This window comes from Bradyrhizobium sp. TM239, assembly GCF_036247985.1.
GTDB classification, from domain to species: domain Bacteria; phylum Pseudomonadota; class Alphaproteobacteria; order Rhizobiales; family Xanthobacteraceae; genus Bradyrhizobium; species Bradyrhizobium ottawaense.
Genome location: NZ_BTIR01000014.1, coordinates 40,150 through 58,744 on the forward strand (window position 1 = coordinate 40,150; position 18,595 = coordinate 58,744).

At 66.2% G+C, this 18,595-nt stretch carries 21 protein-coding genes; 15 read left to right on the forward strand and 6 right to left on the reverse strand.

The window, feature by feature from the left end; translation table 11 throughout:
- The first annotated feature begins 1 nt into the window (after position 1).
- The 5 genes from AABA84_RS24230 to AABA84_RS24250 all read left to right on the forward strand — a co-directional run bounded on the left by AABA84_RS24230 (position 2) and on the right by AABA84_RS24250 (position 4,783).
- Positions 2 to 1,429 carry an FAD-binding oxidoreductase gene (locus AABA84_RS24230; protein WP_338313452.1) on the forward strand — a complete coding sequence of 476 codons (1,428 nt, stop codon included), beginning with the start codon at positions 2 to 4 and terminating at the stop codon, positions 1,427 to 1,429.
- Positions 1,426 to 1,887, forward strand: a complete 462-nt coding sequence (locus AABA84_RS24235) for a GNAT family acetyltransferase (RefSeq protein WP_212249362.1) — start codon at positions 1,426 to 1,428, stop codon at positions 1,885 to 1,887. The genes AABA84_RS24230 and AABA84_RS24235 overlap by 4 nt, the downstream gene beginning before the upstream one ends.
- A gap of 8 nt (positions 1,888 to 1,895) precedes the next feature.
- Complete coding sequence (locus AABA84_RS24240) at positions 1,896 to 2,477, forward strand: NUDIX domain-containing protein (protein ID WP_212249361.1); 582 nt, start codon at positions 1,896 to 1,898, stop codon at positions 2,475 to 2,477.
- 145 nt (positions 2,478 to 2,622) lie between these two features.
- Positions 2,623 to 3,552 carry a glycine reductase gene (locus AABA84_RS24245; protein ID WP_338313455.1) on the forward strand — a complete coding sequence of 310 codons (930 nt, stop codon included), beginning with the start codon at positions 2,623 to 2,625 and terminating at the stop codon, positions 3,550 to 3,552.
- A 37-nt stretch (positions 3,553 to 3,589) separates the two neighbouring features.
- A complete protein-coding gene (locus AABA84_RS24250) occupies positions 3,590 to 4,783 on the forward strand; it encodes a CaiB/BaiF CoA transferase family protein (protein ID WP_338313457.1) in 1,194 nt (397 codons plus the stop codon).
- A gap of 21 nt (positions 4,784 to 4,804) precedes the next feature.
- Here AABA84_RS24250 and AABA84_RS24255 read toward each other — a convergent pair whose 3' ends face one another.
- The gene (locus AABA84_RS24255) at positions 4,805 to 5,566 is read right to left on the reverse strand and encodes an SOS response-associated peptidase (protein ID WP_271593025.1); all 762 of its coding nucleotides are present in this window, start codon (positions 5,564 to 5,566) and stop codon (positions 4,805 to 4,807) included.
- 63 nt (positions 5,567 to 5,629) lie between these two features.
- Between AABA84_RS24255 and AABA84_RS24260 the strand changes: the two genes are divergently transcribed.
- The 4 genes from AABA84_RS24260 (at position 5,630) to AABA84_RS24275 (ending at position 7,586) form a co-directional block, all read left to right on the forward strand.
- On the forward strand, positions 5,630 to 6,130 hold the full coding sequence (locus tag AABA84_RS24260; RefSeq protein WP_212249357.1) for a hypothetical protein: 501 nt from the start codon (positions 5,630 to 5,632) through the stop codon (positions 6,128 to 6,130).
- Between the two features lie 3 nt (positions 6,131 to 6,133).
- Positions 6,134 to 6,568, forward strand: a complete 435-nt coding sequence (locus AABA84_RS24265; protein ID WP_338313461.1) for an NUDIX hydrolase — start codon at positions 6,134 to 6,136, stop codon at positions 6,566 to 6,568.
- 108 nt (positions 6,569 to 6,676) lie between these two features.
- Positions 6,677 to 7,054 (forward strand): TIGR02301 family protein, encoded by a 378-nt coding sequence (locus AABA84_RS24270; RefSeq protein WP_014497304.1) that lies wholly within the window; start codon positions 6,677 to 6,679, stop codon positions 7,052 to 7,054.
- A 265-nt stretch (positions 7,055 to 7,319) separates the two neighbouring features.
- Positions 7,320 to 7,586, forward strand: a complete 267-nt coding sequence (locus AABA84_RS24275) for a hypothetical protein (RefSeq protein ID WP_018323382.1) — start codon at positions 7,320 to 7,322, stop codon at positions 7,584 to 7,586.
- A gap of 191 nt (positions 7,587 to 7,777) precedes the next feature.
- Here AABA84_RS24275 and AABA84_RS24280 read toward each other — a convergent pair whose 3' ends face one another.
- The 5 genes from AABA84_RS24280 to AABA84_RS24300 all read right to left on the reverse strand — a co-directional run bounded on the left by AABA84_RS24280 (position 7,778) and on the right by AABA84_RS24300 (position 11,871).
- Complete coding sequence (locus AABA84_RS24280) at positions 7,778 to 8,098, reverse strand: cupredoxin domain-containing protein (protein ID WP_212249355.1); 321 nt, start codon at positions 8,096 to 8,098, stop codon at positions 7,778 to 7,780.
- 8 nt (positions 8,099 to 8,106) lie between these two features.
- Complete coding sequence (locus AABA84_RS24285; protein WP_212249354.1) at positions 8,107 to 8,640, reverse strand: DUF4142 domain-containing protein; 534 nt, start codon at positions 8,638 to 8,640, stop codon at positions 8,107 to 8,109.
- Positions 8,641 to 8,728: 88 nt separating this feature from the next.
- The gene (locus tag AABA84_RS24290; protein ID WP_212249353.1) at positions 8,729 to 9,421 is read right to left on the reverse strand and encodes an RNA polymerase sigma factor; all 693 of its coding nucleotides are present in this window, start codon (positions 9,419 to 9,421) and stop codon (positions 8,729 to 8,731) included.
- A gap of 75 nt (positions 9,422 to 9,496) precedes the next feature.
- Complete coding sequence (locus tag AABA84_RS24295; protein ID WP_338313463.1) at positions 9,497 to 10,366, reverse strand: sulfurtransferase; 870 nt, start codon at positions 10,364 to 10,366, stop codon at positions 9,497 to 9,499.
- A 170-nt stretch (positions 10,367 to 10,536) separates the two neighbouring features.
- The gene (locus tag AABA84_RS24300; protein ID WP_338313465.1) at positions 10,537 to 11,871 is read right to left on the reverse strand and encodes a dihydroorotase; all 1,335 of its coding nucleotides are present in this window, start codon (positions 11,869 to 11,871) and stop codon (positions 10,537 to 10,539) included.
- A gap of 101 nt (positions 11,872 to 11,972) precedes the next feature.
- Here AABA84_RS24300 and ygfZ point away from each other — a divergent pair, with 101 nt between their 5' ends.
- The 6 genes from ygfZ to AABA84_RS24330 all read left to right on the forward strand — a co-directional run bounded on the left by ygfZ (position 11,973) and on the right by AABA84_RS24330 (position 18,595).
- Complete coding sequence (gene ygfZ / locus AABA84_RS24305) at positions 11,973 to 12,848, forward strand: CAF17-like 4Fe-4S cluster assembly/insertion protein YgfZ (RefSeq protein ID WP_212249350.1); 876 nt, start codon at positions 11,973 to 11,975, stop codon at positions 12,846 to 12,848.
- Positions 12,845 to 13,471 carry a DNA-3-methyladenine glycosylase I gene (locus AABA84_RS24310; RefSeq protein WP_338313467.1) on the forward strand — a complete coding sequence of 209 codons (627 nt, stop codon included), beginning with the start codon at positions 12,845 to 12,847 and terminating at the stop codon, positions 13,469 to 13,471. Before ygfZ ends, AABA84_RS24310 begins: the two co-directional genes overlap by 4 nt.
- The gene (locus tag AABA84_RS24315) at positions 13,468 to 14,082 is read left to right on the forward strand and encodes an HD family hydrolase (protein ID WP_338313468.1); all 615 of its coding nucleotides are present in this window, start codon (positions 13,468 to 13,470) and stop codon (positions 14,080 to 14,082) included. The genes AABA84_RS24310 and AABA84_RS24315 overlap by 4 nt, the downstream gene beginning before the upstream one ends.
- A gap of 163 nt (positions 14,083 to 14,245) precedes the next feature.
- Positions 14,246 to 14,752, forward strand: a complete 507-nt coding sequence (locus AABA84_RS24320) for a tyrosine phosphatase family protein (RefSeq protein ID WP_212249347.1) — start codon at positions 14,246 to 14,248, stop codon at positions 14,750 to 14,752.
- Between the two features lie 121 nt (positions 14,753 to 14,873).
- Positions 14,874 to 15,842 (forward strand): NUDIX hydrolase, encoded by a 969-nt coding sequence (locus AABA84_RS24325; RefSeq protein WP_212249346.1) that lies wholly within the window; start codon positions 14,874 to 14,876, stop codon positions 15,840 to 15,842.
- 50 nt (positions 15,843 to 15,892) lie between these two features.
- Complete coding sequence (locus AABA84_RS24330; protein ID WP_338313469.1) at positions 15,893 to 18,595, forward strand: DUF2339 domain-containing protein; 2,703 nt, start codon at positions 15,893 to 15,895, stop codon at positions 18,593 to 18,595.

The following is an 18,595-nucleotide window of genomic DNA, read 5'->3' on the forward strand; positions in this document are numbered from 1 at the left end:
AATGAACATCAATAAGCCTGCGATCCCTCCGCTTGCGCCCGAGCTGATCGAACAATTTCGCAAGATCGTCGGCGACAAGCACGCGATCACCGATGCAGCCGACATCGAGCCTTACGTCACGGAGGAGCGCAATCTGTTCCACGGCCGCTCGCCGCTGGTGCTGCGTCCGGGCTCGACGGCGGAGGTCTCCGCAATCTGCAAGCTCGCCTCAGAACACAAGATCGCGCTGGTGCCGCAGGGCGGCAATACCGGGCTCGTCGGTGGGCAGACCCCGCACAATGGCGAGGTGGTGGTGTCGCTGCGCCGGCTCGACAAGATCCGCGAGGTCGACACCGCCTCCAACACCATGACGGTCGAAGCCGGCGTGGTGCTGCAGATCGCGCAAGCGAAGGCGTCCGACGTCGACCGGCTGTTTCCGCTTTCGCTCGGCGCCGAGGGCAGCTGCACCATCGGCGGCAATCTCTCCACCAATGCCGGCGGCACCGCGGCGCTCGCCTATGGCGTGGCGCGCGAGATGGCGCTGGGGCTGGAAGTCGTGCTGGCCGACGGGCGCGTGCTCAACGTGTTGTCGAAGCTGAAGAAGGACAACACCGGCTACAATCTGCACAATCTCTTCATCGGCGCCGAAGGCACGCTCGGCATCATCACGGCAGCGACGCTGAAGCTGTTTCCGAAGCCGCGGGCGATCGAGACCGCCTATGTCGGGCTGAAATCGCCGGAAGCGGCCTTGAAGCTGCTGACGATCGCGCAGAGCGAGGCCGCGAGCGCGCTGACGAGTTTTGAGCTGCTGTCGGAGATGGCGGTCGATTTCTCGGTGCGGCACGGCATCGACGTGCGCGATCCGCTTAGCGAGAAGCATCCCTGGTACGTGCTGATGGAGTTGTCGTCCCCCGGCGACGATGCCCGCACGCCGCTGGAGACGATCCTCGCCCGCGCCATGGAAGAGGAGATCGTCGACGACGCCGTGATCGCGGCCAACCTCAGCCAGCGCAACAATTTCTGGAAGCTGCGCGAGGAGATGTCGGCGGCGCAGAAGCCGGAGGGCGGCTCGATCAAGCACGACATCTCGGTGCCGATCGCCGCGGTGCCTGAATTCATCGCGGAAGCCAACGCCGCCGTGGTAAAACTGATCCCAGGCGCGCGGCCGGTGCCGTTCGGCCATCTCGGCGACGGCAATCTGCATTACAATGTCAGCCAGCCGATCGGGGCCGACACCGCGGACTTCCTGGCGCGCTGGCACGACATGAATGCCGTCGTGTTCGAGATCGTGCTGCGCATGGGCGGCTCGATCTCGGCCGAGCACGGCATCGGCGTGCTCAAGCGCGACGAGCTGCCTGACGTCAAGGACAAGACCGCGATCGAGCTGATGCGCGCCATCAAGGCGATGCTCGATCCGCTCGGCATCATGAATCCGGGGAAGGTGCTGTGAGCGCGTCGTTCTCGCCTGCTCCGCTTGCGATCGACGCCATCGGCGATGCCGATGTCGAAGAGGTCGTCGCGCTGTGGCAGCGCTGCGGCCTGACGCGGCCCTGGAACGATCCGCATGCGGATATCGCCTTGGCGCGGCGGCGGGAGAACTCGACCGTGCTGGTCGGCCGCGATGGCGGCGCGATCGTGGCGACCGTCATGGTCGGCCACGACGGCCATCGCGGCTGGGTCTATTACGTCGCGGTCGACCCCGACGGACGCAAGCTCGGCCATGGCCGCCTCATCATGGCCGCAGCCGAAGACTGGCTGCGCGCCGCCGGAATTTCGAAACTGCAACTCCTCGTCCGCCGCGAGAACGCACAGGCCAATGCGTTCTACGGCGCGCTGGGCTTCGAGCTATCGACGTCCGTGATGTTCCAGAAGTGGCTCGACGGCCGCGCGACCACGCCAAGCAACTGAGATCAACCATGACCATTTCCGACCGCGTCCGCATCAAGGACGTCCGCGTGCTCTCGGACGGCTGGACCACGCTGAAGACCACCACGTTCGAGTACCGCCGCGCCAGCGGCGAGTGGCAGACGCAGCACCGCGAGACCTATGAGCGCGACAACGCCGCCGCCGTGCTGCCCTACAACCTCGCTGGGCGCACCGTGATCCTGGTGCGCCAGTTCCGCCTGCCGGCCTTCATCCGCGGCTACGACGACCTGCTGATCGAAGCCGCCGCCGGCGTGCTTGACAACGCCGAGCCCGAAGAGCGCATCCGCGCCGAGGCCGAGGAGGAAACCGGCTACCGCCTCCACCACGTCCACAAGGTGTTCGAGGCCTTCATGAGCCCCGGCGCCATCACCGAGAAGCTGCATTTCTTCGTCGCCGAGTACGAGCCTTCGATGCGGGTCAGCGACGGCGGCGGCCTCGAGCACGAGGGTGAGGACATCGAGGTGCTGGAGCTCTCGATCGACGAGGCGCTGGCGATGATCGCCGACGGCCGCATCATCGACGCCAAGGCAATCATGCTGCTGCAATATGCGGCCCTGCATATTTTCAGGTGACGTGCTTACCCTCCCCCTCCAGGTAAGGGTCAGAGGCGCCGCCCCACCTCATTCTGCAATTCAGGCCTGCGCCGCCCTGCCCCCGGTTGAGCAACCCCAAAACTATCTCTAGTCTGTCGCCAACCAAGAACCAGGAGACGCGCCCATGTCCGCTTCGCGCGACGACGAATTCGGCTTTGCGCCCGACTATGATTCCCCCGTCCCCTACATGCAGCGCACCCGCGATTATTACGCGGCGATCGGCTACACCACCGCGTATCGCTGGGCGCATCACACCGAAGCGCCGTTCCAGCCGCTGAAGAAGCCGCTGGCAAAGTCGCGCGTGACCATCATCACGACCGCTGCGCCGTACGATCCCAGCAAGGGCGACCAGGGACCGGGCGCGGCGTATAATGGCGGCGCCAAGTTCTACCAGGTCTATGACGGCGACACGTCGAAAGAGCACGATCTGCGCATCTCGCATATCGGCTACGACCGCAAGCACACCTCGGCGACCGATAACGGCACCTGGTTTCCGCTGCCGCAGCTCCTGAAGGCGTCCGCCGCCGGCCGCATCGGCGAGGTCGCGCCGCGCTTCTTCGGCGCCCCGACCAACCGCAGCCATCGCGTCACGCTCGACACGGATGCACCGGACATCCTGGCACGCTGCCTTGCGGACAAGGTCGATGTCGCGGTGCTGGTGCCGAACTGCCCGGTCTGCCACCAGACCACGGCGCTGGTGGCGCGGCATCTCGAGCAAAACGGCATCCCGACCGTGATCATGGGCTGCGCCAAGGACATCATCGAGCACGCCGCCGTGCCGCGCTTCCTGTTCTCCGACTTCCCGCTCGGCAATTCCGCCGGCAAGCCACACGACGTCGCCTCGCAGGCGCAGACGCTCGAGCTGGCGCTCAAGCTGCTGGAGAGCGCGAGCGGCCCGCAAACCACGATGCAATCGCCGCTGCGCTGGAGCGAAGATGCCTCCTGGAAGCTCGACTACAACAACGTCGCGCAGCTTTCGCCGGAAGAGCTGGCGCGGCGCCGTGCCGAATTCGACAAGCAGAAGGAGATCGCGCGCGGCAACCGCGCCGCCTGACGTCCTCCGACAACGACAACAAAAAAGGGAGAGCGACGTGACGCGACCGTTCGAGGGCGTGAAGATCCTGGATTTCACGCAAGTGCTGGCCGGCCCCTATGCGAGCTACCAGCTCGCGCTGCTGGGGGCTGACGTCATCAAGGTCGAGCGGCGCGAAGGCGAGGACATGCGCCGCACGCCGCTCAGCCGCGAATGGGCCGACCGCGGCCTCGCGCCGGCGTTCCAGGCCGTCAACGGCAACAAGCGCAGCCTGACGCTCGATCTGCAGAAGCCGGAGGCGATCGCGATCGTGAAGAAGCTCGCAGCGACCGTCGACGTCGTCATGGAGAATTTTCGTCCGGGCGTGATGGACAAGCTCGGCATCGGCCATGAAGCGCTGTCCGCGATCAATCCAAAACTGATCTATTGCGCTGTGTCCGGCTTCGGCCAGACCGGCCCGGATCGCCTGCGGCCCGGCTATGACGGCAAGATGCAGGCGCTGTCGGGCATCATGGCCATCACCGGCCATCCCGAGACCGGACCGACGCGCGCGGGCTTTGCGGTATGCGACGTGCTGTCGGGCGCGACCGCCGCGTTCGGCGTGTCGAGCGCGCTATATCAGCGCGACCGCACCGGCAAGGGGCAGTTCGTCGATGTTTCCATGCTGGAGGCGACGATGGCGTTTCTGTCGGGCCAGATCGCGGACTGGTCGGTCGCCGGCCATCGCCAACAGCTCTCGGGCAATCAGGCGGTGAGCCGCAGGACCACGGCGAATTTGTTCAAGTGCGGCGACGGCCACATCCTGCTCGCCGTCAACAACGAGAAGCAGTACCGCGCGCTGATGAGCGCGCTCGGCCGCGAGGACACGCTGAGCGACCCGCGCTTTGCCGACTGGTTTTCCCGCAACGAGAACGAACCCGCGCTGCGTGCCATCATCGAAGCGGCGCTGGCGGCAAAACCGGCGCGCGAATGGGAGACGATCCTGGAAGACGCCGGCGCGCCCTGCGCCAGCATTTGGAAGGTCGAGGAGGTGATCGACCATCCGCAAATCAAGGCGCGCGGCGCGATCCAGCAGCTGGATACGCCCTACGGACACCTGCGCTTTGCCGGCAGCGGCTTCCAGCTCGCCCATGGCGGCGGCAGGCTGGACCGGATGGCGCCGGAGCTCGGCGCCGATACCGATGCCGTGCTGGGCGAGCTGGGGTTTGATGCGGCGGAGATCGCGGGGCTGCGGGCACGGGAGATTGTTTAAGACTCCGCTGCCGTAGGGTGGCTAAAACAACGACCCCTGCCCGTCATCAGATGACGCCGCCGCCTTCCGCGCCGCCTTCTTCGGCTTCGCCGCCTCTGCTTCCGCCGCCATCTCCTCCGCGCTGATCGGCAGCAGCAACTGATCGTCATCATTGGCGACGCGGTTGACGCGGGTCGAGACCGGGTGCCAGGCGAATTCGCCGATGCGCGGCGCCGTCATCAGCGGCAGGATCGCATCGACCTCGTCGCCCCTGATGTCGAGCCAGCGCTCGAAATCGCGCGGGCTGATGGTGACGGGCACGCGGTCATGCAGTGCGGCGAGATCCTCGCCCGCCGCGGCCGTGACGATCGCGACCGTATCGACTTCCTCACCGTTCGGCCCCGCCCAGGTCTCGAACAATGCAGCGAAGCCGAGCGGCGCACCGTCGGCGCGGTGGATGAAGAAGGGCTGCTTGCGGCCGTCCGCCACCTTCCATTCGTAATAGCCATCGGCCGGGATCAGGCCGCGCCGCCGGCGAATCGCGCGTTTGAAGGCGGGCTTCTCCAGCACCGTCTCGGAGCGCGCATTGATCAAGAGCGTAAAGCCCTTGGGGTCCTTGACCCAGCCTGGCAACAGGCCCCAGCGCATCAGGCGAAAATGCCGCGCGCCGTTCTCGGCCAGGACGACCGGAATCGGTTGTGTCGGGGCCACATTGTACCGGGGCGGGAAATTCGGCTGCTCGATGTAGCCAAACAGTTGCCGCAAAGCCGCGGGGGCCGAAGTTATGACGAAGCGTCCACACATCCCAGGATGTCTATATAGGGTCCGTTCAGGTCCTTTTAACCCCGAACGTTAACACTGCGGCAGATGAGCTCAACGGCCTCCCAACCCGCGCGGACGCAAGCACAGACGGGCCCCGAGGCCGCCGACTGGGCCGAACGGCTGCGCGTGGCCAATATCAACCCGCGGACCGGGCTTGCCACCGACTATCTCAACCATTTCAATGAAGCCGTGATGCTGCTGGAAATGGTTCCGGACATGCCGGAATGCGCGGAAGATTTTTTGACCTGGTCGCCGCTGTCCTACGCCGAGCATTTCACGGCATCGAACTTCAAGGCGCGGGACCTGGCCATCGAGGCCTATGAGAAGGCCAACCCCAACGTGCGCGCCCAGTTCGACCACATCACCGATACCATGACCTCGATCCTGTCTGCGGTCGGCTCGGCCATGCGCGAGGTCGAAAAGGACACGACCCGCGTCCGCCTCGCCGAGCAGGCCACGCTCTGGGTCAAGCCGCTGATCGCCGCCTGCGGCGGCATCATCAATGGCGGGGCGGAAGCCGACGTCGACACCATCATGGCGAACTGAGCTGTGGTTGCGGTCGTCCAGCCCAGCCATCCCCAGCTCGCCGTCAGCGCCGCCATTTTCCGCGACGGCAAGGTGCTGCTGACCCGCCGCGCCCGTTCGCCCGCCAAGGGCTTCTATTCGCTGCCCGGCGGCCGGGTCGAATTCGGCGAATCGCTGCATCAGGCCCTGAGCCGCGAGGTCGACGAGGAGACCGGGCTCGACATCGCGATCGTCGGCCTCGCCGGCTGGCGCGAGGTGCTGCCGGCGGCGGCCGGCGCCGGCCATTATCTGATCATGTCGTTTGCCGCCCGCTGGGTGGCCCGGGAGCCGGTCCTGAACGACGAGCTCGACGACTACCGCTGGATCGCCCCCGACGCTCTGGCGGGCCTCGGAGACCTCAAGCTGACCGGAGGACTGGAGGAAGTCATCCAGTCCGCCGCGCGGCTGATTGGAGCTTAAAACTAGCCCCGAACTCCGCTGCACTCCCAACCGTCGAGGGAGCGCACCGACTGCGCGGCAGCTTCCGTGCCTTGCTTCTCCGCATCGGAGAAGGCATACACCCGGCCGATGTCCACGCGATTTCTGGCCATTTTTGCCCTGATTCTCGCCTGCGCCTCCGTGCCCACGAGGGCCCAGGACGTGGCGGCGCCGTTCGACGCCGATTTGCAGCGGCTGGCCGAGATCCTCGGCGGGCTGCACTATCTGCGCGGCATCTGCGGGTCCAACGAGGGCAACAAATGGCGCAACGAGATGCAGGCGCTGATCGATGCCGAAACCCCTTCCGGGGAACGCCGCACCCGCATGATCGCCGGGTTCAACCGCGGCTATAACGGCTTTCAGCAGACCTATCGCAGCTGCACGCCGGCCGCGACGGTGGCGATCCGCCGCTATATCGAGGAAGGCTCGAAGATCTCGCGGGATCTCACGGCGCGCTACGCGAACTAGCTGTCATTCCGGGGCTCGACGAAGTCGAGAGCCCGGAATCCATTCATCCGCCGCCTCTGCGGCCCGATGGATTCCGGGCTCGCGCTACGCGCGCCCCGGAATGACAGCGCGGCTCGACCTGAGGGCCCGACGGGAACCCTGTCATCGACTTTGTACACAGCCGTTAACCGTTCCTAAAGATGTGGCCTAGCGGTCGTTAATGCGCGTGCTACACCTCTCGCACAGCGCATCGCCGTGGATCGCGCCCCAGCCCCGATCGAGTTTCATGAGCCAGCCGATTTCCTACGCCCCCGACCGCGCGCCGCTGCCCGATCACGAGCAGAAGCAGGCCGCACTGAGTTATCTCAACGAGGCCTGGGCCGAAGCGCGCCATGAGGGCGTCGACGGCGACTGCCTGGCGCAGGCGAGCCTGTTTGCGGCCTTCGCCGAGCTCGTCGGCACCTACGGCGAGGACGCGGTCGCCAAATTCGTCGAGGGCTTTCCGGGCCGCATCCGCAACGGCGAGTTCTCGGTCACGCTCGCAAGGCAGTAATCCCTCGTCACGAAAATGACCCCGCCACGCGGGCGGGGCCAGTCAACGGATGAATGACTTTGCGAACGGATTTGGCGAAAGCCTTCGCGAAGTCTGCCGCGTTTATCGCACGGAAGTGGCTTACCGCGGATAAGCATTAGTCTCGCGGTGGCCGGGAGATATTCCCGCGGCGATCAGGAACCTCCCTCCCCTCACGGCTCGACCTTGAGCGTCGCTTTCATGTTGGGATGATAGCGGCAGTAATAGTCGATCACTCCGGCCTTCTTCAGAACCGATGTCGCCGATTTCTTCGGCGGCAATGTCACGTCGAAATCGCCATTCTTCGCCGTGGCGGTGTGGGCGAAGACGTCCTTGTTGATCCAATTGATGGTGTCGCCGACCTTGGCCGACACATCGGCCGGAGATATCTCGAGGTTCTCCATCGTGATCTCGATGGTCGCGGCGCGCGCCGGGGCGACCATCGCCGCAAGGACAAATGCTATGGCGATCGAAGCCAGTCGCTCCGGCATCATTGCCTCCCCTATTTCAGCTCGGCCGCGACGTGCTCGGCGTGCTGCTGATGGCCCTGGAAGATCTTCAGGCCGGTTTGCAGCAGGCTCTTCAGCTCGGCATTGTTGGCGGACGGAATCAGCTGGGTCTCCAGCGCGCCGTTGACCGCCTTGTGGTAGGCGACCTCGTTGGCGACATAGGCCTTGTCGAAGGCGGCGCCGCTGAGCTTGTCGAGCTCGGCCAGCTTGTCGCTCGCCTGCTTCGACAGCGCCTTGCTGGTGTCGTTGTCTTCAGGGGTGACGTTCAGCTTCTTGACCAGCGCGAGCGCCTGCTTGTTGACCGCCTCGTGGTCGCGCAGCATGTCCTCGGCAAACGCCTTGACGTCCTTGTTCTGTGCCTTCTTCTGCGCCTGCTTGGCGGCGTTGATGTCGATCACGCCGGCGGTGTAGGCGATGTGAGCGATCTGGGGATCGGTGGGCTTGTCGGCTGCGCCGGCGCTTTGCAGCAGCGCGGGGCCAGACAACAGAATTGCCGCGGCGATCGCCGCGCTCCGTCGGGTGAACATGGCTCGATACTCCTGTGGTGCCGGACGTTGGCCGGCGCGTTGCTTCACAGGGATTGGATGCGACTTTCGAGCAAACGTTCCCGAAAAATTACGCCCCGACGCCGAGGCGCCTGAGCACCGCCTCGGTCAGGCGCTCGCAGCGCTGTCCGGCGAACGGAAACGCGTCCATCACGACGGGACCGATCTTCTTCTCGACGTTCTCGCGCAGCAGGGTGCGCGCACGGTGCAGCCGCGTCTTGACGGTCTCCGGCTTGATGCCGAGCAGCCCGGCCGTCTCCTCCATGCTCATGGCCTCCATCACCCGCGCGATGAAGACCATGCGGTAGACGTCGGGCAATTCATCGACCGCGTGTTCGACGACGCGCTGGATCTCGCGTTGGGCCATGGATTTTTCCGGATCGGTTGCGGCGGACGAAAGGGGAAACTGGATGATCTGTGCTTCCAGCGTTGCCTCCGGCACCGATCCCAGCTCGACCTGCGGCTTCCGACTGCGCAAGCGTCCGAGCGCCTCGTTGATCGCAATGCGCGACAACCAGGTCGACAGCGCGGCTTCACCCAGAAAACCGTCGAGATGTGTGAAGGCGCGGACGTAGGTTTCCTGCACCACGTCCTCGGCCTCGCTGTCGCTGCGCAAGATGCCGCGGGCGAGCCGATAGAGCCTGCGGTTGTTGGCCTGCATGATCTCGCGGAGCGCAGCCTCGTCACGGCGCCGCGCGCGCTCGATCAGCTCGGATTCCGATGTCCTGACGCCGGCGGGCAGGCCGGCTGCGGTCCCTGGCATGGCGGGCACCCTGTCTCCATTGGTTCCAGACATTGGATGCCGGCCGGGGGAAAAGGTTCCAGACTTTTCTCGAGCCTAATCCGTCTCGATCGGCAGCGCCGGATCCCTCGCCCATTCGCCCATCGAGGCGTCATAGAGCGTCAGTCTGTCGTAGCCGAGCTGCGTCAGCAGGAACAGGTCGATGGTCGCCGAGATGCCGCCGCCGCAATAGAGAATTACGCTCTTGTCGCGCGTGACACCGTGGGCCGCGAATTTCGCTTCGGCGTCCGCCAGGCTGGTCAACGTCTTGTCGGCGTTCACGAGCGTTGCGGCCGATACGTTGACGCTGCCGGGAACGCGGCCGGGCCGGCCGTAGCGGCTCGGCTCGAGGCCGCGATGAAACTGCGGCCCGAGCGCGTTGACAATGACCGTCGAGGGATCGCCGATCCGCGCCTTCACGGTCGTCTTGTCGACGAAGAAACCGGCGCGCGGCGCGGCCTTGAAGGTGGTGGCCGGATATCCCCTCGGCGCGCCTGTCTCAATCGGCCGCCCCTCTTCCTTCCATTTGTCGAAACCGCCGTCGAGCACATGGGCATCGACGCCGAGCGAGCGCAGCATCCACCAGAACCGCGTCGCCCACATCATCGTCCCGATGCTGTAGAGCACGATGGTCTTGCTTGCATCGAGGCCGTGGCGGCCGAAGGCGGCCTCCAATTGGGCGACATCGGGCATCATGAAGAATTGTTGCGCGGAGGTGTCGGAGAACTCGCCTTGCAGATCGAGGAAGTCGGCGCCCGGAATGTGGCCGGCTTCGAACGTCTTGTCGCCGGGGACTGCGCGATAGGGTACGTCACTGCCCGGCGGCACCGGCTCGTTGTAAGTCGTGCAGTCGTAGAGGCGCAGGCTGGACTCGCCCAGGATGGCGGCGAGCTGCTCGGTCGATATGAGAGCGGCTGGCTGGGACATTGGACCTCTCCCAATTTGAGCTTGTGCGTCGTGGCACACTGTCATTGCCCGCGAAGGCGGGCAACCCAGTATTCCAGAGGCAGCAGCCGTATCAGCCAACTATCGCCGCGGAGTACTGGATGCCCCGGTCAAGCCGGGGCATGACAGCGGAGGGAGAGGCTTGACTACTCCTACGGCTTCAGCGTTTCCAGAAACCGCACCGCTTCGCCTTGCGCGGGCGTCACCAGCTCGCCCTGCCACATCACGCGGCGGCCGCGGATGAAGGTGCCGACGGGCCAGCCCGTGACGCGCAACCCGTCATAGGGGGTCCAGCCGGCCTTGGACGCCACCCATTCGTTGGTGATGGTCTCGCTGCGCTTCAAGTCGACGATGGTGAAATCGGCATCGTAGCCGGCGGCAATGCGGCCCTTGCAGGCCATGTTGTAGAGGCGCGCGGGGCCGGCGCTGGTGAGATCGACGAAGCGCGCCAGCGACAACCGGCCCGCATTGACGTGATCGAGCATCAAGGGCACCAGCGTCTGCACGCCGGTCATGCCGGAGGGCGAAGCCGGATAGGTCTTCTGTTTCTCCTCCAGCGTATGCGGGGCGTGGTCGGAGCCGAGCACGTCGATGATGCCCTGCTCGATGCCGCGCCAGATGCCGGCGCGGTGATCGGCACCGCGCACCGGCGGGTTCATCTGCGCCAGCGTGCCGAGCCGCTCGTAGCATTCGGGCGCAGCGAGCGTGAGGTGGTGCGGCGTCGCTTCGCAGGAAGCGACGTCCTTGTGATCGCGCAAAAACTCGATCTCTTCCTTGGTCGAGATGTGCAGCACGTGGATGCGCTTTCCGGTCTCGTGCGCGAGCTTGACGAGACGCTGCGTCGCCATCAGCGCCGCAGTCTCATCGCGCCAGACCGGATGCGAACGCGGGTCGCCTTCGATGCGATGCGACTTGCGGTCGTTGAGACGGTATTCGTCCTCGGCATGGAAGGCCGCGCGGCGGCTGATCACCTGGAAGATGCGGCGCAGGCTTTCATCGTCCTCCACCAGCAGCGCGCCGGTCGAGGAGCCGATGAACACCTTGACGCCGGCACAGCCCGGTGCACGCTCGAGCACCGGCAGGTCCTGCACGTTCTCACGGGTGCCGCCGATGAAGAAGGCAAAATCGCAATGCATGCGGTGATGCGCGCGCTTCACCTTGTCGGTGAAGGTGGCCTCGGTCACGGTGAGCGGCGCGGTGTTCGGCATCTCGAACACGGCGGTGACGCCACCCATCACGGCGCTGCGCGAACCGGTCTCGAGGTCTTCCTTCTGCTCCAGCCCGGGCTCGCGGAAATGCACCTGCGTGTCCATCACGCCGGGCAGGATGTGCAGGCCCTTGCAGTCGATGACCTCCGCGGCGGAGCTCTGCGACAGCGGGCCCAGCTCGGCGATGCGGCCGCCCGTGATGCCGATATCGCGAACATTCTCGCCGTCCTGGTTGACGACGGTGCCGCCCTTGAGGATCACATCGAAACGCTGGGTCATGGCTGAAGGCCCTTCTCATCCCCAAGCGCAGGGCTCGAGGTCTTGTCGTTTATGCCTCGCGGGCTTACGTTCCGGAGCAACATGTCGCAAGAGATTTTCGCATGAAATCAGCGTTTCTTCCCGACCGGGGCGTGGTCAAGGTCGCGGGCGAGGATGCGCGCAACTTCCTCAACGGCCTAGTCACGACCGACGTCGACAGATTGAAGCCGGGCCTGGGGCGATTCGGCGCGCTGCTGACGCCGCAGGGCAAGATCATCGTGGATTTCCTGATCACCGAGGTGCCTGCGGGTCACGGCGGCGGGTTCCTGATCGACTGCCCGAAGGCGCTCGCCGAGAGCTTCGCCACCAAGCTGAAATTCTACAAGCTGCGCGCCAAGGTCACGGTGGAAAACCTCGATCTCGGCGTGCTCGCGGCCTGGGACGGCCAGCCTGCGGCGCAGCCGGACCTCGCCTTCACCGACCCGCGCAACGAAGCTCTCGGCACCCGCATCCTGATCCCCGAAGATCTCAAGCAGAAGCTGTCCGACCTCATCGGCGCCGAGCTGGTCGATGCGGCCGACTACGAGGCGCACCGCATCGCGCTCGGCGTGCCGCGCGGTGGGCTCGATTTCATGTACAGCGATGCGTTCCCGCACGAGACCAACATGGACCGCCTTGCCGGCGTCGATTTCGACAAGGGCTGCTATGTCGGCCAGGAAGTCGTCTCGCGCATGCAGCATCGCGGCACCGCCCGCACCCGCAGCGTGAAGGTGCTGCTCGACGGTCCCTCGCCCGAAGCCGGCGCGACCATTCTCGCCGGCGACAAGCCGGTCGGCACCATCGGCTCGACATCCGGCGGAAAAGGCATTGCCCTGGTGCGCATCGACCGTGTCGCCGACGCGCTCGATGCCGGCCAGCCGCTCACCGCCGGCGGCCTCGCCTTGAAGCTGGCAGAACCCGACGTCGTCCGTATTCCTGCGAAGCAGCCCACCGCATGAGCCGAGCCCCCCGCCTGCATCCCGACGGAAAGACCCGCTGCCCCTGGCCGGGCGATGACCCGTTTTACGTTGCCTATCACGACACCGAATGGGGCGTGCCGGAGTATGACGACCGCGCGCTGTACGAGAAGCTGATCCTCGACGGTTTCCAGGCCGGCCTGTCCTGGATCACGATCCTGCGCAAGCGCGACAATTTCCGCAAAGCCTTCGACGATTTCCAGCCGGAGAAGATCGCGCGCTACAATGCCAAGAAGATCCATGCGCTGATGAACGATGCCGGCATCGTGCGCAACCGCGCCAAGATCGACGGCACGATCGCGAGCGCAAAATCGTATCTGGACATCATGGAGAGGGGCCCGGGCTTCTCGCAGCTGCTGTGGGACTTCATGGGCGGAAAGCCGCTCGTCAATCATTTCAAGACCACCGCGAGCGTGCCGGCTTCGACGCCGCTGTCGGTGCAAATCTCGAAGGAGCTGTCCTCGCGCGGCTTCAAGTTCGTCGGCCCGACTATCGTCTATGCCTTCATGCAGGCGACGGGCATGGTCAACGACCACCTCGTCGACTGTCACTGTCACGCCAGCTGCAGCAAGACGCAGCGCAAGCCGCGCCTCAAGGTCAAATGACGGCCAAGAAGACTGCACGCGACGTGGCGTCCCGCGCCTGGCAGCGCATGCTGTCGGGCCGGCGGCTCGATCTGCTCGATCCCTCCCCGCTCGACGTCGAGATCGCCGACATCGCACATGGGCTGGCGCGCGTCGCGCGCTGGAACGGGCAGACCGTTGGCGCGCACATCTTCTCGGTCGCGCAGCACACGCTGCTGGTGGAGACCGTGCTGCGGCACGAGATGCCGCGTGTCGACCAACGCATGCGGCTTGCAGCCCTGCTGCACGATGCGCCCGAATATGTCATCGGCGACATGATCTCGCCGTTCAAGGCGGTGCTCGACGGCCACTACAAGGCGGTGGAGAAACGCCTGCTCGGCGCCATCCACATCCGCTTCGGCCTGCCGCCGGTGCTGCCCGAGGAGGTCACGCTGGCGATCAAGGCTGCCGATCGGGGCGCGGCCTATCTGGAAGCGACCGAGCTTGCCGGCTTCAGCGAGAGCGAGGCGCGGCGCCTGTTCGGCAAGGATCCCGGCCTCTCCGACAGCGTCCGGCGCGACTATCTGACGCCGTGGACGGCGGCGCGAGCCGAGAAGCAGTTTCTGGAGCGGTTTGGCGCGGTGTTTGCGTAGGTGCCGCAGGGCGGGCAAAGGCGCGCTTGCGCCGTGCCCACGTCCTTTCGCGTTTGCGACAAAGGTGGTGAGCACGCTTCCGCCTTCGCTCTTCGAGCTACGGCGGACATGTCGCTTTGCCCACCCTACGGCACCGGCTATAATCGCGGCAAAAAGGTCCGCCATGATCCACGTCTGTTCCCTCGCCGCACTTCCCGAAACCGTCCGCCTTACCGGGGCCAGCCACGTGCTGACCGTGATGGCCAATGTCGAGCAGGTGGCACGGCCGGTGTCCGTGCTGCCCGCCAACCATCTCAAGGTCTCGATGGACGACATCACCGAGGAGATGGATGGTTTTACCGCACCGTCCGAGACGCATATCGATCAGGTGCTGAACTTCGTGCGCGGCTGGGACCGAGCTGCGCCGCTGGTGGTGCATTGCTATGCCGGCATCAGCCGCTCCACCGCGAGCGCGTTCGCGGCGGTCTGCGCACTCAATCCGAACCGCGACGAGCTCGAGATCGCCAGGAAGATCCGCACGGCCTCGCCGATCGCCTCGCCGAACCGGCGCATCGTGGGCCTTGCTGACCGTGCCCTGGGACGCAATGGCCGCATGCTGCGCGCGCTCGACGAGATCGGCCCGGGCGCGATGATGGTCGAAGGCCGTCCCTTCGTGATCGAGCTCGAATGAGAACGCGCCACAATAGAGGTGCGCTCCCTCTCCCGCTTGCGGGAGAGGTGCAGCGAGTTCTTGGCAAGATTTGCTCCACCAACGAAGATATCCTTTTCGCAACGCCCGCGATCGTCATCGCATGAGCGATAAGCTGCTGACGCCGATCGAGATCGGCCTGACCGCGGCGATCGTCGCGATCGAGGGGCATGAGCCGCTGATCCTCACCGCGCGCGGCAGTGACGGGCTTGCCGGCCTGCCGTTCGGCCCGTTCGACGCGCTCGCGCACCGCACCTTCGACATCGGCCTGCGCGCCTGGGTCGAGCAACAGGCGGGCTTGCGGCTCGGCTATGTCGAGCAGCTCTACACCTTCGGCGATCGCGGCCGCCATGCCGAGGCCGGCGACACCGGCGCGCACATGGTGTCGATCGGCTATCTCGCATTGACGCGCGCGGTCGACGGCGAGCTTGCGGCCAACGCGGCGAGCTTCGCGCCGTGGTATCGCTTCTTCCCCTGGGAAGACCGGCGCGAGGAGCCGCCTGCGATCATCGCCCGCGACATCATCCCGGCGCTGACCGAATGGGCCGCCGAAGAGACGCCTGAGGCGATTCGCGCGCTGCCGCGCAAGGATCGCGTGCGGTTCTATTTCGGCCTCGACGGAGCGGCCTGGGACGAGGAGCGCGTGCTCGACCGCTACGAGCTCCTGTACGAGGCCGGGCTGGTCGAGGAAGCGCGGCGCGACGGCCGCCCTGCGGCATTAGCGCGCAAGACGCTTCCCCCGCTCGGGACCTCGATGCAGTTCGATCACCGCCGGATTCTCGCCACGGCAATCGCGCGGCTGCGGGCAAAACTGAAGTATCGTCCTGTCGTCTTTGAACTTTTGCCGCCCGAATTCACACTTACCGAACTGCAGCATACGGTCGAGGCGATCTCCGGCCGGCACCTGCACAAGCAGAATTTCCGCCGCCTGGTCGAAATGGAAGCCCTGGTCGAACCGACCGGGGTGATGTCGACACAGACGGGCGGACGGCCGGCGGCGCTCTATCGCTTCCGGCGCGATGTGCTCCAGGAGCGGCCCGCGCCGGGCTTGCGCGTGCGCTCCCGGCGCTAACCCGACATACTACGTGACCGGCCCCTGCCCGCCGGTCGCCTGGAGGCTCTATGTTCGACGGCCCGTTTGACGTCTTTGCGTGGATCATTGCGATCGCCGCCTTCCTGATCGCGATCAAGGCCTCCAGCCAGGCGGCCGAGCTGCGCCGGCGACTGAATTCGCTCGAAGCGATGTTCTACGCGCAACGGCAGGTGCAGCCGCCGCCGCTCATGCCCGCGCAGGAGCCGGCGCCCGCGCCCGCGACGACGGCCGCCGAGCCGCCGCCGCTTGCGCCTGAAGCCGAAGTGGCGCCGCCTCCACTCGTCACCGAAGAGCTTTCACCGCCGCCGCTCGAAGCGAGCCCCGCGGCTGCCGCACCACCTCCGGTGCCGGCCGCCGCGCCCGGCTTCGAGGAGCAGCTCGGCACCCGCTGGGTGGTGTGGATCGGCGGCCTTGCGCTCGCGCTCGGCGGCTTCTTCATGGTGCGCTATTCGATCGAGGCCGGTCTTCTCGGCCCCGGCGTGCGCGTGTTCCTGGGCGGCCTGTTCGCAGCTGCGCTGCTCGGGGCCGGCGAGTGGTCGCGGCGCAAGGAGAGCATTTCCAACATCCAGGCACTGCCGATCGCCAACATCCCGGCGATCCTCACCGCCGCGGGTACGGCAGTGGCGTTCGCGACCATCTATGCCGCCTACGCGCTCTACGGCTTCCTCGTGCCCGCCACCGCCTTCGTGCTGCTCGGCATCGTGGCGATGGGCACGCTCGCCGCCGCGCTGCTGCACGGACCGGCGCTCGCCGGCCTCGGCGTGGTCGGCGCCTTCGTGACGCCGCTCCTCGTCTCCAGTGGCAAGCCGGACTATTGGGCACTCTACATCTATCTTGCGGTCGTCACTGCCGCGAGCTTCGGCCTCGCGCGCATCCGGCTGTGGCGCTGGCTCGCGGTCACGACGATCGCCTTTGCCGTGCTCTGGATCTTCCCGGGTCTGGATACCGAAGAGTTGCAGGTCGCGCCGCACGCTTTCCATGCCATCGCAGGCTTCGTGCTCGCCGCGCTGCTCGTCGTCTGCGGCTTCATGTTCGGCCCCAGCATCGAGGACGGCGAGATCGAGCCGGTCTCATCGAGCTCGCTCGGCGCCTACCTGTTCGGCGCAATGCTGATCGTGCTGTCGAGCGCACATGCGGATCTGGCGCTGATCGCGTTCACGCTTCTCGTCGGCGCGACGCTTCTCGTCGCCTGGCGCGCGCCGGCGGCCACCGGCGCGCTCGGAGCGGCGGCAGCGGCCGTCTTCATCGTGTTCGCCGAATGGGCGGTGCGCGCCAATCCCGACATGCTGGTGCTGCCGGGCGGCGCAATGTCCGGTATCGGGCCGACCGCGACCGACAGCTCGGTGACGCTGCATCTGGTGATGGCCGCGATCTTCGCCATCGGCTTCGGCGTTGCCGGCTTCCTCGCGCAGGGCCGCTCGAACTCGGCCATCATTCCGGTCGTGTGGTCGGCGACGGCTGTTGCAACGCCCATCGCGATCCTCATCGCGCTCTATGCGCGCATCGCCCATCTCGACCGCTCGATCCCGTTCGCGATCCTCGCGGTGCTGCTCGCCGCCGCCTTTGGCGCCGCGACCGAAGCGCTCACGCGCCGCGAAGCCCGGCCGGGCGTCGCCGTCTCCACAGCCCTGTTCGCGACCGGCACGCTCGGCGCGCTGGCGCTGGCGCTGACCTTCGCGCTGGAGAAGGGCTGGCTGACGATCGCGCTGGCTCTGATGTCGCTCGGCACCGCCTGGATCTCGATGCAGCGGCCGATCCCGTTCCTGCGCTGGCTCGCCGCCATCTTCGCCGGCATCGTCACCGCGCGCATCGGCTATGATCCGCGTATCGTCGGCGACGCCGTCGGAACCACGCCGATCTTCAACTGGCTGCTCTGGGGCTATGGCCTGCCGGCCGCCTCGTTCTGGGCCGCGAGCGTCTTCCTGCGCCGCCGCGCCGACGATCCGCCGCTGCGCATGGTCGAGACCGCCGCGATCCTGTTCACCGCACTGCTTGCCTTCATGGAGATCCGGCACTTTGCAACCGGCGGCGACATGATCTCGCCGCCATCGCTGCTCGAATTCGCGCTGCAGGTCTGCATCACGCTGGCGATGGCGATCGGGCTGGAGCGCTTGCGGCTGCGCAGCCGCAGCATCGTGCACAATGTCGGCGCGGTCGTGCTGACGGCGATCGGCGGTCTCATCAGCGTGTTCGGCCTCCTGATCCTGGAGAACCCGCTGATCTGGCGCATCGACGTCGGCGGCGCCGTGTTCAACCTGCTGCTGCTCGGCTATGCGTTGCCGGCGGTGCTGATGCTGTTACTCTCTTATGCGGTGGTCGGCGAGCGTGGCAAGGTCTACGCCAACACCATTGCGGGCGGCGCGCTGGTGTTCGCGCTTGCCTATGTCACGCTGGAGATCCGCCGCTTCTATCACGGCCCGATCCTCTCCACCGGCGAGACGACGGGCGCCGAGCAATACACCTATTCGATCGGCTGGCTCGCCTTCGGCGTGGTGCTGCTCGGCGTCGGCATTCTCGTCAACTCGGAGCGCGCACGGCTGGCCTCGGCTGCCGTCATCGCGCTGACGATTTTGAAGGCGTTCGTCATCGACATGTCGACGCTGACAGGCGTCTACCGCGCGCTGTCGTTCATGTGCCTCGGCGTCGTGCTGGTCGCGATCGGCTGGCTGTACCAGCGCATCCTGTTCCGGCGGCAGGTCGCACCGCCGCCGGCTCCGCAGACGAGCGGCTGA